Source organism: Arthrobacter sp. MDT1-49-2, from assembly GCF_059090185.1.
In genome coordinates, this window is sequence record NZ_JBNHFK010000003.1 from 272,020 (window position 1) to 283,819 (window position 11,800).

Consider the following 11,800-nt stretch of genomic DNA (forward strand, 5'->3'; position numbering starts at 1 on the left):
CACCAGTCTAGTGGCTCGGGCCGCGCGGCTTCCCGGATTCCGCCGTCGGCGGGATTTCCGCCGCCTGCTGCAGCAGGGCGACGGCACGGCGGGCCCGCTCCCGCATTTCAGGCGGCTCGAGGATCTCAAAGGGCACGCCCCAGGCCGTCAGTTTGATCAGTGGCAGGTCCAGCGAATCCCACCCGCCTCGGACAATGGTGTGGCCCGGACCATCGGCGGTCAGGCTCGCGACGTCGGGCGGTACGCGCTCGGCAAGCACGGACAGGGGTGCTGCCAGCCGGACCACCACGGTGTAACGGTAGGGGTTGCGGGTGATGGATTCCTGCACATAGGCGGCCAGGTCCTGTGCCGGCAGCGGACGGGGCGCAAAACGCTCGCGCTGCGCGGGAGTGCTGTCGCACCGGTCCACGCGGAAGGTCCGCCAGTCGCCGCGCTCGAGGTCCCAGGCTACGGCGTACCAGCGCCGGCCGGTACTTACCAGCCGGTACGGCTCCACCATCCGCCGGGCCGAACCGCCGTCGGCCGCGGTATAGCGGAAACTCACCACCCGCCGTTCGGTGATGCCGGCGGAAAACGCGGTGAGGATCTGCGGGTCGACGCCGCCGGGCGGGCCGTCGAGGGTGGACACGGACTGGCGCAGTGCCGAGAACTTCGGCCGGAGCCGCCCGGGCAGCACCTGTTCCAGCTTCGCCAGGGCACGCACCGAGGCCTCCCCGATGCCGGTGACGGGCCCCGTGGCCACCGCGGTCAGGCCTAGGGCTACGGCGAGGGCCTCTTCATCATCGAGCAGGAGGGGAGGTAATTGGGCCCCGGCACCGAGCTGATAGCCGCCGGCAATCCCGGGGGACGCGGAGATGGGGTAGCCCAGGGTCCGCAGCTTGCCGATGTCGCGGCGAACCGTGCGCTCGGTGATGGCAAGCCGTTCCGCCAGCGCAGCCCCGGTCCATTCCCGGCGCATCTGCAGCAGGGACAGCAGCTGCAGCAGCCGTGCGGAGGTTTCCAACATGAACTTCAAACTACTCCCGCTTGAGGTCAAAAGCTGTCCTGATTTGTTTTTACGCTGGGGAAATTCCCTCAACGAAAGGTGTCAGGCATGAGGCAGGGACAGCAGGAACACCAGGAACAGCGCCGGCAGCAGACCGGTCATGGGCTGCAGGAACCGGCGGCGGTCCTTGCCGCGCAGCTGCGCTGGCACTGGGAGAACCAGGCCCGGCCCCGGCTGACCGGGCTGACCGACGCTGAATACTTCTGGGAACCGGTGCCGGGCAGCTGGAACGTTCACCCGCGCGGCACGGGTAACGCGCCGGTGCAGGCTGGTACCAGGGACTACACAATCGACTTTGCGTTTCCCGAACCCGTCCCCGCCCCGGTGACCACCATTGCGTGGCGGCTCGCCCATCTCCTCGTGGGGTCCCTTACTCCGGAGCAGCTTGCCGCACCGGTGGGGGAGGCTGAAGGCCGCTGGGCGCAGGAACCGATGTCCGTGTTGGTGCTGCATATCAACCGCGAAATGATCCACCACCTGGCCGAGGTCGCGCTGCTGCGGGACCTCTATGCCCACGGGCTGCGCTGACCGGTCCGGTCCGGGGCCCCCGCACCTGGCGGCACGTCTGCTCCGCCATGCGTGATGATCGGGGGCAGATGACCGTTTCCGTCGGTGCGTACGGCACGGACCAACGCCATGAGGAGCACCGCAAACCCTGCGACCAGGAGGACCGTAATGACCAAAGCCGGAAGAAAATCCATATCCTCAGCCTGATGCCGCTCCGCCCGAAAAATAAGTGGCAGAGAAGACCATAATCGTCAAGAAACTGCCATACTGGCCGCATGCTGAAATCGGTGGCGGTAATCGTTCTGGATGGACTGGCCGTGTTTGAACTCGGCGTGCTGGCCGAGGTCTTCGGTATTGACCGGTCGCAGCGGCCGGGCGGCGTCCCCGCCTTTGACTTCACGGTGTGCACTCCTCATCCGGGACCGGTTCGCACCAAGGCAGGATTCAGCCTGAACGTCGACCACGGGCTGGAAGCGGCGGCCCGGGCGGACCTGGTAGTGGTGGCTCCCTCCGAGGGGACGGCAAACCGGCTGTCCGAGTCCGCGGCAGCGGCGCTCCGCGATGCCCATGAGCGCGGTGCGTGGGTCATGAGCGTTTGCTCGGCCGCATTCCTGCTTGCCGAGGCCGGACTGTTGGACGGACGCCGGGCCACCACGCACTGGATGTACTCGCGCGAACTGGCAGAGCGGTATCCGCAGTGTGAGGTGAATGCGGACGTGCTGTACGTCCAGGACGGACGCATACTCACCAGTGCCGGAACGGCAGCGGCGATCGACGCCGCGCTGCACCTGGTACGCCTGGAACTGGGGGCAGGCGTAGCGGCCGCCATTGCCCGGGACATGGTGGTGCCCCCGCACCGCGAGGGCGGCCAGATCCAGTTCATCGCCCGGCAGGTTCCGGAAGCAGCCGCCGAGACACTGGAAGCGTTGCTTCAGTGGGTGGGCGGAAACCTTGCGCAGGAACATACGGTGAAATCACTGGCCGCCCGGGCCAATATGTCTGAGCGGACATTTGCGCGACGGTTCAAGGCGGAGACCGGAACCACACCGGCTGTCTGGCTCACCCGGCAGCGCGTCCTGCAGGCCCAGGAACTGCTGGAACAGACAGACCTGGGCATGGAGGATGTCGCCAGAGCCACGGGTTTCGGCCAGGCCGGGTTGCTGCGGCACCATTTTCGCCGGGGACTCGGTGTCAGCCCCGCGGCGTACCGCCGGACCTTCAGGGGCCGGAGTCCCGTGCACAGCTCCTGACCGGTCCGGCGGTGTCATATTGGGCGTGTCATATCGGGCGCGTGTCGTGTCGAACTCCTGTCATGTCGAGTTCCTGTCCCGTCGAACTCCTGTTGTGTCGAGTTCCTGACCGGTACGGAGCAGGGACCCGCCCGGAACGTCCGGCCCCGACCATTGCGTGCATACCGGCTGGTCGGTATTGTCAGGTCCACATCGCCACACCCGCCACGCCTGTCCGCGCGCTGACGCCCGGGCGGCAACTTAGGAGAGCCATGTCTGAAACACCCACCAGCTCCACCCGCCGCGTAGCAGTAGTTACCGGTGCCGGACGGGGCATCGGTGCCGCCGTCGCCACCCGGCTGGCCGCGGACGGAAACGCCGTCGCTGTCATTGACCTGCGGGAGCAGGACACCAAACGGACCGTTGATGCCATCCGTGAAAACGGGGGAGAGGCACTGGGCATTGGCGCCGATGTGTCCGATGCCGCCGCCGTCGAACAGGCAGTGGCCGAGATAGCCGCGGAACTGGGCCCGCCCACCATCCTGGTCAACAACGCAGGAATCCTGCGGGACAACCTGCTGTTCAAGATGAGCGAAACGGACTGGGATGCCGTGATGGGGGTTCATCTGCGCGGGGCCTTCCTGATGAGCCGGGCAGTGCAGGCGCACCAGGTCACGGAAAAATGGGGACGCATCATCAATCTCTCCTCCACCTCCGCCCTGGGCAACCGGGGGCAGGCGAACTACGCCGCGGCCAAGGCCGGCATCCAGGGGTTCACCAAGACCCTGGCCATCGAGCTCGGCCGGTACAACGTCACCGCCAACGCGATTGCCCCCGGTTTCATCGAAACCGATATGACGCGGGCGACGGCGGAACGCGTCGGTGTGCCCTTCGAGGATTTCGTGGCGCACGCGGCGAAGGAGATCCCCGTCGGCCGGCCCGGAAAGCCGGAGGACATTGCCGCCGCAGCATCCTTCTTTGCCAGTGAAGAGGCGTCCTTCGTCTCCGGCCAGGTGCTCTACGTCGCCGGTGGACCGAAGGCCTAGCGGTGGCACAGTTCAGCTCCGTGGAGGAGCTTGCCGCCGCAGTGGGGCAGACGGAGACCAGTGAATGGATCACCATCGACCAGGAACGGGTGAACCGTTTCGCCGATGCCACCGATGACCACCAGTGGATCCATGTGGATCCTGAACATGCCAGGCAGGGCCCCTTCGGCGGCCCCATTGCCCACGGCTACCTGAGCCTGGCCCTGCTGCCGGCGCTCGCCTCCGGCCGGTTCCGGGTGGAGGGGATGGTCATGGGCGTGAACTACGGCCTGGACCGGGTCCGGTTTCCGCATCCGGTGCCGGTGGGAAGCCGGGTCCGTGCCCATTCGGAGATTGCCGCGGTGGAGCCCGTGCCCCAGGGCGTGCGGGTGAAGCTGAAGGTGATCATCGAGATTGAGGGCGTGGATAAACCCGCAGCCGTGGCGGAGTCCATTTCGCTCTACGTTATGGGATAGCAGGACCACCCGTCCCGCCGGGGACGGATAAACAGGCGGGGCCCGTCCGTATGGACGGGCCCCACCTGTTTATTTCAGGAACTACCGGAATTGCTCGGGATTACTCCGGCAGGCCGTCGGCCGGCATTGCCGCGCGCTCTTCGGTGTACTCCGTGATCTCGTCTCCGGAGACCACGTACGGAGTGCCGAAGTAGGACTGTACCCCGTCCTGCACCTTGGTCAGCATGGCACCGGTGTAACCCTGGTGGCTGTCCTCACCGAATCCCAGCGGCGTGTGGCCGTTGCCGGTGACATTGCCGGACTCCAGTGCCTCGATCAGGGATTCACGGGTGGGGTTCTCGCCCGCTTCCTTCAGTGCCTCGACAAACAGGTAGGCCATCGACATGCCAAAGATCGTGTTTCCGTCGAAGGCGGCTCCGGCGTTGTACTCCTCGTTGATCTCCTTGAACTTGTTGGTCCATTCGTCCTCGGTGTCGGAGTACGCGGGAAGGTAGTTCGCGCTGATGAAGCCCTGCAGCAGTGCATTGGTGTTTTCCCCGAGGTAGCCGGAGAGGGTGTTGAAGTCTCCACCGGAGGAGGAAGCCATCCACTGCGGGAAGTAGTCCAGTTTTGCTGCCGTGCCCACGGCCTGCGCGCTGAAGCCGTTGATAGTGGCCAGGAAGTTGACCTCGCAGCCAGCGGCCTTCATGGCGCTGATCTGGGCTGCGATGTCCGTGTTGGCGGTGGAGTAGACCTGGGTGCTGGCCAGCCCGTCGGCGCCGACCACCGATTCCACTCCGGCCTGGAACTCCTCGCCGAAGTCGTCATCCTGGCCGAAGAAGCAGTAGGTCGCATCCGGGAACTCTTCCATCGCATGGTGGGCCAGGATCCGTGATTCGGTGGGGTAGTCCACATTAAAGCCGTAGGTGTACGGGTAATCCTCGGGCTGGTTCCAGGTGGGACTGCCGGAGGCCACAAAAAGGTCCGGCACCTCATTGTCGTTGACGAAGTCCAGCACGGCGCTGTGCGGCGGCGTGCCGAGCCCGCCCACCAGGGCGAACACTTCGTCCTGGAGCACCATTTCGCGTACGGCTGTCTGCGTGTTGGCAGGGTTGTAGCCGTCATCCTTGACGATGTATTCAATGGTGCGGCCGTTCACCCCGCCGTTGTCGTTCACGTAGTCGAAGTAGGCCTTCGTGGCGGGGGAGATGGTGGAATAGCCGGCCGCAGCAGGACCGGTCAGGGGCTGGTGGGTGCCCACGGTGACCGTGGTGTCGGTGATGCCCGGAACATCTTCGGCGGCGGCGTCGGTACCTCCCTCGGATGAAGCGCAGGAGGAGAGACCGAGGGCTGCAGCTGCCAAAACAGCGGCACCTATGCGGAGCGGAGAACGAGTCATCATTGACCTTTCTGGGTTGCGGGTAGCTCCGCCGACTGGTGCCGGACGGATAGCGGAAGAGACGGGGATGTTGGCTGTTCGGCGGCAGCAGGGGCTGCCGGGGTGGTTGACGCAGCTGCGGGGCGGGCCAGCCGCCGCCGAAGCTTCTGGAGCAGGCCCTGGATGCCCTGCGGGGCGAGCAGGATCACCAGGACGAGGACCAGTCCGAAGATGGCAACGGAAAGGTTGCCGTCCAGGCGCTGGGCCAGGTCTGCAGGCAATGCCAGGCGGGCCGTGGCACTGCTGATCAGGTGCGGCAGGGCCACCAGGAGCACTGCGCCCCAGACAGCGCCGGTCAGGGAACCGATACCGCCGACGACGGCGGCCATCAGGAGGAAGAGGGAAAAGACCAGGGAATAGGCGCCGGGGCTCGCGCTTTGCGTGGTGTAGGCCAGCAGGCCGCCGCCCATGCCGGCCGCTGCGGAACTGACCACAAACGCGGTCACCTTTGTCCGCGCCGGATTGATTCCGGCGAGCGCTGCGGATACGGGATTGTCGCGCACGGCCCGCAGTTCACGGCCGAAGCGGCCGTGCAGCAGGTTTGCCAGCAGGGTGAGGACCAGCACGGCGCAGATAATGGCGAGCCACGCCTGCCATGCCTCATTCGATACCGTGCCGCGCAGCGCCGTCGGGCGTTTCTCCACGGTGATCCACAGCCCCTGGTCGCCGCCGAGGACGGAGGAGAAGGTGCTGGTGACGGCAGGGAGCGCGACCGCCAGTGCCATGGTGAAGCCGGCGAGATAGGGTCCGTGCAACCTCCCTGCAGCCAGGCCTATCACCAAACCCAGGAGAGCCGCACCGAGCACCGCTGCCACCAGCGGAAGGACCAGCAGCAGCGGGCCCTCCACACCGGCGTCGGACATCGCATTGGCGCTCAGCGCGTAGCTGTAGGCGCCGGCGGCCATCAGGGCCGCCTGTCCAAGCGAGAGCTGCCCGCCGGCTCCGGTGAGCAGGGTGAGTCCGGCAATTCCGCAGAGGTAGGCGCAGACGGTGGCCAGCTGGTACGAGGTGAAGGAGGGAATGGCGAAGGTGAGCCCGATCAGCCCTACGGCAATGACGGCGGCAAACAGATACCGTTTCGGGACGCTCATACTGTTCGCTCCTTTGTCATGGAAAAGATGCCGCCGGGCCGGATCAGCAATACGGCCAGCAGGAGGACCAGGATGGCTACCGGAGCCAGCGTCGCCCCCAGATAGCCGCTGACCCAGCTGAGCAGCACTCCGACGGCGAGCCCGCCGAGTACCGCCCCGGCCGGGGAATCCAGCCCGCCGATGACCGCCACGGTGAAGGCGTAGACGAACACGGTGTCCGCGGCATGGGGATTCAGTCCCAGTTCGGTGGGAATTACCAGGAGGGCGGCCAGGGCACCAAGGGCCGAGGACATGGCCCAGCCCAGCGTCAGCATCCGGGACGTGCGTACTCCCAGCAGCCGGGCGAGGTCCGGGGCGAAGGCCGACGCCCGGAGCCGCAGGCCCAGCGGGGTCCTGGTGAAAAGCAGTACCAGGCCGCCCACGAGGACGGCGATGCAGGCGAAAACGAACAGGTCATAGGAGGAGACGGCAGTGATGCCGAAGATCTCCACCGGATTGGAGCTGAACGGCGTCACCATGGTGCGGTAGTTGTTGCCGAAGATCATGCCGAGGACCGCCTGGATCAGCATCAGCAGTCCCAAACCCGCAATCACGGGGTTCAGGGGCGAGGCGTTGCCCACGAACCGCATGACTCCGCGCTCCACGACAGCACCGATGAGGAAGCCCGCCGCCAGTGCGGCTGCCAGTCCGGCCCAGTAGTTGCCGGTGAGCGCGGTAACGGTGAAGGCGATATAGGTTGCCGCGACCGCCATGGCGCCCTGGGCGAAGTTCACTATCCGCGCGGCACGCCAGATGAGCACCAGGGAGAGTGCGAAGGCTGCGAGCACGGCACCGCGCGCGAGCCCGTCAAAGGTGAGAAAAAGGAATCTGTCCATTAGAACCCCAGGTAGGTGTGGCGGAGGTCGGTGTCCCCGGCGAGTTCGGCGGCCGGCCTCGAGGCGACAACCCGGCCCAGGTTGAGGACGACACCGTGGTCGGCGACGGCAAGCGCGCTGCGGACGTTCTGTTCAATGAGCAGAACCGTCAGCCCGGTGTCATCCCGGAGGCGGCGGAGCATGCCCAGGATCTGGGCAGTGACTTTGGGGGCAAGCCCCAGTGATGGCTCGTCCAGCAGCAACAGCGACGGGGCGGCCATGAGTGCCCGGCCCAGCGCAAGCATCTGGCGCTCGCCGCCGGAGAGCTGGTGGCCTGCAGCCTTCCGCCGGCGGGCCAGCGGTTCGAACAAGGCGTACATTTCCGCCAACACTGCAGTGGCCGCTTTACGGTCCTGGCGCCAGAGGCCGCCCAGGCGGAGGTTTTCCTCCACGGTCAGTTCCGTAATGACCCCTCTGCCCTCCGGGACCAGGGCAACGCCGTGGCGGACCATGTCCTCCACGGGGACCCGGCTCAGGTCCGCACCGTTTCCGAGGCGGATGCTCCCGCCTGTGGGACGCACCTGACCGGTGATGGTGCGCAGCAGGGTGGTCTTGCCCGCCCCGTTGGCGCCCACGACGGCGGTAATGGAGCCATCCGCTACGTTCAGGTCTATCTCGTGCAGGACCCGGACGGCTCCGTAACCTGCGCTGACGCCTTCAAGGACCAATCCGCCGTTCATGCCACCTCAACTCCCAGGTAGGCATCCGCGACGGCCGGGTCGGCGCCGATTTCCGCCGGTGTTCCCTCGGCGATGAGCCTGCCGAAGTCCAGGACGGCGATGCGGTCGCACACTGACATCACCAGGTCCACGTGGTGTTCCACCAGGACCACGGAGCATCCGTTACCCGGCACGGTGCGGATGATCTCTGCCAGTTCTTCGATGTCTTCGTGGCCGAGACCTCCGGCGGGTTCATCGAGCAGCAGCAGCCTCGGTTCGGAGACCAGCGCGCGGGCCAGGGCAACCTTCTTCCGGATGCCGTACGGCAGGGTGTCCGGCAGGGCGTCGGCGTATCCGGCGACGCCCAGCGAGTCCAGGGCGTCCATCGCACGGGCGGCGAGGCGGTTCTCATCCCGGACGGACCCCGGAAGCGCCAGCAGTCCGAGGCCGCGGCGGGACGTCGCTGCGAGTCCGGCTATCACGTTCTGCCGGACGGACAGTCCCGGAAAGAGGCCCAGGCCCTGCAGGGTGCGGGCCACGCCGTGGCGGGTCAGCCGGTGCGGTTTGGGCGTGAACCCCCGGCCGTCCAGTTCCAGGCTGCCGCCGGTGGGCGCAAAGACCCCGCAGATCACATTGAAAAGTGTGGTCTTTCCGGCACCGTTGGGCCCCATGACTCCAATGATCCGGCCTGCCGGAATGTCCAGTGACACCGAGTCCAGGGCGGTCAGCCCGCCGAACCGGACGGTGATGTCATCCAATCGGAGGCGCGGTGCTTCCGACCGGTCGGTATGTTGCTCCTGCATGAGTACTCCATCGTCTCTGCTCTTACCTGGCGTGCTGTGCGTACTTCGTGAATAACGGGTGGCGCATGTGCTGCGGTGGTGCGGGAGGTGCGGTGGTGCGGGAGGTGCGGTGGCGCATGTGCTGCGGTGGTGCGGGAGGTGCGGTGGTGCGGGAGGTGCTGGTGCTGCGTGGTGCTTCCGGCGGGGTGCCGGCCGTGCCTGCTGCGGGACGGGCTGCGGGCTACTTCGCCTGCAGTCCGGCCAGATACAAATCCGTCAGCTGGGACGCGACGGTCTCGCGGCTGATGGCTCCGCCGGGGGAGTACCAGTAGGAGAGATAGTGCGGATCAGAGAAGAAGTTGGCTGCAAGGACCGGAATGGGAATGTCGGTGCGGAACACGCCGTCCTCCTGTCCTCGGACCAGGATGGCGGTGAAGGCCTTGTTGAACTCGCGGCGCCTGCGCTGGACCTCTTCGAGGCGGTCTTCACTGAGCATGTGCTGGGACCGGAAGAACACGGTGCCCTCCCGGATCCAGTCAATGGAGGTGCTGACCAGATCCTCGCAGACCAGGCGCATGGTTTCGGCCGCCGGCAACCCGCGGCCGATAATCTCGGTCAGGTGCTCGTGCTGGAGGGTCAGGATGCGGTCATAGATGTCGAAGAGCAGGTCATCCTTGGAATTGAAGTAGTGGTACAGCGCGCCCTTGGTCACGCCGGCAGCATCCACGATCTGCTGGACACTGGTTTTGGCGTAGCCCTGCCGCGCGAAAAGCTCCACGGAGGTCCGTGCCAGCTCTTCCTTGATGTTCATGGTCTTCATGCGGCAGGATCCGGGTTTCTCGCGTCGTGGTCCGGCGGTTTCGCTAGGGAACCGACCGGTTGGTATGTGCGAACACCATAACCCCCGCGGACGGGTTCTGCGCAAGGTTTTTCGTAATTGTTTTTCGGCGCGGCGCTCCGGCATGGCGAAGCGGAGGTTGCCGCTAAGGTTTTGCGGATGGACCATTTCCTCCACCCGCCCATTCCGTTTACGCCGACCGGGCCGGGATTCCCGGGCTGGAACATGCCCGCGTCCGTACCGCCCGGCATGCGACTGGAGCTGAGCCGGGCGCGGCTCCTGGACGGCGCGGAATCATCCTTCGATGACTGGATGGAGATGCTGCATCAACGCTACGAAGAATGTGTGGCCACGCTCGAGCGCGAGCTGATGGCTGTCGAAGCGACCTTCCTGAACCAGGAAGCTGACGGGTCGTGGTGGATGTACCACTTCCAGCTGAGCGGCCAGGAGAGTCCGGGGCTCATTCCGGACAATTCCCTGGACCTGGCCCATCTTGAGTACGGAATGAAAACAAAGCATCCCGGGTGGGAAGAACTGCAGCCAAGGTTCTTTTTGGCCCCTCCCCAGGTCCGGGCTGCCGTGGCGGTCGCTGGCGGTGCTGGAATTAAAGCGTCCGACGTGTCCTGAGCGTGTCCGAAGGGTTTCTGCCGCAGCACCGCTGGTAGCCTGCCCAACAGACCACAGCGACCGGCGCCGCGGTCACTTTTTACGGGGGAACCGATGGCTGCAGTGCGGCGCTATGTCTTTCCGATCCTGTGGCTGGTGGTCTTCGCCGTGATTGCCGCTGCTCTCTTTAAGCTCGCGTTCGTTGACGGACTCCGGGCTGACGCCGCGGCCGTCTCAGAGCAGCCCTCCGCACAGCTGACCACCCCGTTGGTGCCCGCTTCGCTGGGGACGGTAACCAACCTCGTGACTGTGCAGGGTTCGGTCATCAGCGATCCGCTCGTGAGTGTCAAAAGCACGGCTGAGGGCACGGTGGAGTTCATCTTCGTTGAGGCCGGGGAGAGCGTACTCAAGGGTGAGCCGTTGTTCCAGGTGAAAACCCGGCTGGAGGTCCCTGAGCCCGTCGGCGATGAGCCGGGCCCTGTTGCGCCGCCCGCTTACGCCTACAACGACGTCGTTGCCACCGCGGCGGGGACGGTCGCCGAGCTAATGGTCCTGCCCAAACAGCAACTCTCAGTAGGTGCCGAAGCCGCGTCCCTGGACCCGGGAACATACTCGGTCACAGGTACCCTGACGAGCGACCAGCAGTTCCGGATCCTCGACCGGACAAATACGGCGCAGGTCAGTATCAACGGCGGTCCGGCGCCCTTCCCCTGCACCAACGTGAGCCTGGGCGGGTCACCGGCAGCGGAGGGCGGGACCAGCGCCCAGGCCCAGCGTGTTCCTACGGGGGCGGGCCAGGACCAGCCGGAGGCAGCCGGAAGCGTCCGCTGCACGGTGCCTTCGGAAGTCCCCGTTTTTGCCGGGCTTGGCGCCACGATCGAGATCACGGCCGGTCACGCCGAAAACGTGGTGACGGTGCCAACGACGGCGGTCCGTGGCAGTGTGCAGTCGGGCATCGTGTGGGTGGCTCCCGGGGATGCCGGACCGGACGGTGCCGGGGATGCGGTGGAGCGGGAAGTGGGCCTTGGCCTGAACGACGGCAGCACGGTGGAAATTGTCTCCGGGCTGGCCGAAGGGGAAATGGTCCTGCAGTTTGTTCCCGGCGCCGCCGCCGATATTGATCCGATGACGGGTCTGCCGGGAGTGATGGGCGGGTGAGTATCGCCGAGACTGCCGGCGGGCACGCGTCCGGGGACCACGCCGTCGGCAGG

14 protein-coding genes are annotated in these 11,800 nt (G+C 66.1%); 6 read left to right on the forward strand and 8 right to left on the reverse strand.

Going from position 1 to position 11,800, the window contains the following annotated elements; translation table 11 throughout:
- Window positions 1-7: 7 nt before the first annotated feature.
- Complete coding sequence (locus AC5RTS_RS06135) at window positions 8-1,006, reverse strand: helix-turn-helix transcriptional regulator (protein WP_493991187.1); 999 nt, start codon at window positions 1,004-1,006, stop codon at window positions 8-10.
- An 87-nt stretch (window positions 1,007-1,093) separates the two neighbouring features.
- On the opposite strand from AC5RTS_RS06135, the gene AC5RTS_RS06140 reads away from it, so the two are divergent.
- Window positions 1,094-1,573, forward strand: a complete 480-nt coding sequence (locus AC5RTS_RS06140) for a DinB family protein (protein ID WP_493991188.1) — start codon at window positions 1,094-1,096, stop codon at window positions 1,571-1,573.
- On the opposite strand, the gene AC5RTS_RS06145 is transcribed toward AC5RTS_RS06140, so the two are convergent.
- Complete coding sequence (locus AC5RTS_RS06145) at window positions 1,552-1,746, reverse strand: hypothetical protein (RefSeq protein ID WP_493991189.1); 195 nt, start codon at window positions 1,744-1,746, stop codon at window positions 1,552-1,554. The genes AC5RTS_RS06140 and AC5RTS_RS06145 overlap by 22 nt on opposite strands.
- Window positions 1,747-1,827: 81 nt before the next feature.
- Between AC5RTS_RS06145 and AC5RTS_RS06150 the strand changes: the two genes are divergently transcribed.
- From AC5RTS_RS06150 to AC5RTS_RS06160, 3 genes are all read left to right on the forward strand, one after another.
- Window positions 1,828-2,802: a GlxA family transcriptional regulator gene (locus tag AC5RTS_RS06150; RefSeq protein ID WP_493991190.1), complete on the forward strand. Its 975-nt coding sequence runs from the start codon at window positions 1,828-1,830 to the stop codon at window positions 2,800-2,802.
- A gap of 251 nt (window positions 2,803-3,053) precedes the next feature.
- The gene (gene fabG / locus AC5RTS_RS06155; protein WP_493991191.1) at window positions 3,054-3,827 is read left to right on the forward strand and encodes a 3-oxoacyl-ACP reductase FabG; all 774 of its coding nucleotides are present in this window, start codon (window positions 3,054-3,056) and stop codon (window positions 3,825-3,827) included.
- Between the two features lie 2 nt (window positions 3,828-3,829).
- Window positions 3,830-4,282, forward strand: coding sequence for a MaoC family dehydratase (locus AC5RTS_RS06160; protein WP_493991192.1), 453 nt, complete (start codon window positions 3,830-3,832; stop codon window positions 4,280-4,282).
- A 100-nt stretch (window positions 4,283-4,382) separates the two neighbouring features.
- On the opposite strand, the gene AC5RTS_RS06165 is transcribed toward AC5RTS_RS06160, so the two are convergent.
- The 6 genes from AC5RTS_RS06165 to AC5RTS_RS06190 form a co-directional block, all read right to left on the reverse strand.
- On the reverse strand, window positions 4,383-5,660 hold the full coding sequence (locus AC5RTS_RS06165) for an ABC transporter substrate-binding protein (protein ID WP_493991193.1): 1,278 nt from the start codon (window positions 5,658-5,660) through the stop codon (window positions 4,383-4,385).
- The gene (locus AC5RTS_RS06170; protein WP_493991194.1) at window positions 5,660-6,790 is read right to left on the reverse strand and encodes a branched-chain amino acid ABC transporter permease; all 1,131 of its coding nucleotides are present in this window, start codon (window positions 6,788-6,790) and stop codon (window positions 5,660-5,662) included. The genes AC5RTS_RS06165 and AC5RTS_RS06170 overlap by 1 nt, the downstream gene beginning before the upstream one ends.
- Window positions 6,787-7,665 (reverse strand): branched-chain amino acid ABC transporter permease, encoded by an 879-nt coding sequence (locus AC5RTS_RS06175; RefSeq protein ID WP_493991195.1) that lies wholly within the window; start codon window positions 7,663-7,665, stop codon window positions 6,787-6,789. The genes AC5RTS_RS06170 and AC5RTS_RS06175 overlap by 4 nt, the downstream gene beginning before the upstream one ends.
- Complete coding sequence (locus tag AC5RTS_RS06180; RefSeq protein ID WP_493991196.1) at window positions 7,665-8,384, reverse strand: ABC transporter ATP-binding protein; 720 nt, start codon at window positions 8,382-8,384, stop codon at window positions 7,665-7,667. The genes AC5RTS_RS06175 and AC5RTS_RS06180 overlap by 1 nt, the downstream gene beginning before the upstream one ends.
- Window positions 8,381-9,166: an ABC transporter ATP-binding protein gene (locus tag AC5RTS_RS06185; RefSeq protein WP_493991197.1), complete on the reverse strand. Its 786-nt coding sequence runs from the start codon at window positions 9,164-9,166 to the stop codon at window positions 8,381-8,383. Before AC5RTS_RS06185 ends, AC5RTS_RS06180 begins: the two co-directional genes overlap by 4 nt.
- A gap of 220 nt (window positions 9,167-9,386) precedes the next feature.
- A complete protein-coding gene (locus AC5RTS_RS06190; protein WP_493991198.1) occupies window positions 9,387-9,965 on the reverse strand; it encodes a TetR/AcrR family transcriptional regulator in 579 nt (192 codons plus the stop codon).
- 117 nt (window positions 9,966-10,082) lie between these two features.
- Between AC5RTS_RS06190 and AC5RTS_RS06195 the strand changes: the two genes are divergently transcribed.
- Entirely contained in the window at window positions 10,083-10,610 is a 528-nt protein-coding gene (locus tag AC5RTS_RS06195) for a DUF6176 family protein (protein ID WP_493991199.1), read from the forward strand.
- 93 nt (window positions 10,611-10,703) lie between these two features.
- Window positions 10,704-11,747: an efflux RND transporter periplasmic adaptor subunit gene (locus tag AC5RTS_RS06200; RefSeq protein ID WP_493991200.1), complete on the forward strand. Its 1,044-nt coding sequence runs from the start codon at window positions 10,704-10,706 to the stop codon at window positions 11,745-11,747.
- The last annotated feature ends 53 nt before the right edge of the window (window positions 11,748-11,800 follow it).

Coding starts and splice junctions, on each gene's coding strand:
- AC5RTS_RS06135 (WP_493991187.1), bottom strand. CDS start 1,006: ATGTTGGAAACCTCCGCACGGCTGCTGCAGCTGCTGTCCCTGCTGCAG.
- AC5RTS_RS06140 (WP_493991188.1), top strand. CDS start 1,094: ATGAGGCAGGGACAGCAGGAACACCAGGAACAGCGCCGGCAGCAGACC.
- AC5RTS_RS06145 (WP_493991189.1), bottom strand. CDS start 1,746: ATGGATTTTCTTCCGGCTTTGGTCATTACGGTCCTCCTGGTCGCAGGG.
- AC5RTS_RS06150 (WP_493991190.1), top strand. CDS start 1,828: ATGCTGAAATCGGTGGCGGTAATCGTTCTGGATGGACTGGCCGTGTTT.
- fabG (WP_493991191.1), top strand. CDS start 3,054: ATGTCTGAAACACCCACCAGCTCCACCCGCCGCGTAGCAGTAGTTACC.
- AC5RTS_RS06165 (WP_493991193.1), bottom strand. CDS start 5,660: ATGACTCGTTCTCCGCTCCGCATAGGTGCCGCTGTTTTGGCAGCTGCA.
- AC5RTS_RS06170 (WP_493991194.1), bottom strand. CDS start 6,790: ATGAGCGTCCCGAAACGGTATCTGTTTGCCGCCGTCATTGCCGTAGGG.
- AC5RTS_RS06175 (WP_493991195.1), bottom strand. CDS start 7,665: ATGGACAGATTCCTTTTTCTCACCTTTGACGGGCTCGCGCGCGGTGCC.
- AC5RTS_RS06180 (WP_493991196.1), bottom strand. CDS start 8,384: ATGAACGGCGGATTGGTCCTTGAAGGCGTCAGCGCAGGTTACGGAGCC.
- AC5RTS_RS06185 (WP_493991197.1), bottom strand. CDS start 9,166: ATGCAGGAGCAACATACCGACCGGTCGGAAGCACCGCGCCTCCGATTG.
- AC5RTS_RS06190 (WP_493991198.1), bottom strand. CDS start 9,965: ATGAAGACCATGAACATCAAGGAAGAGCTGGCACGGACCTCCGTGGAG.
- AC5RTS_RS06200 (WP_493991200.1), top strand. CDS start 10,704: ATGGCTGCAGTGCGGCGCTATGTCTTTCCGATCCTGTGGCTGGTGGTC.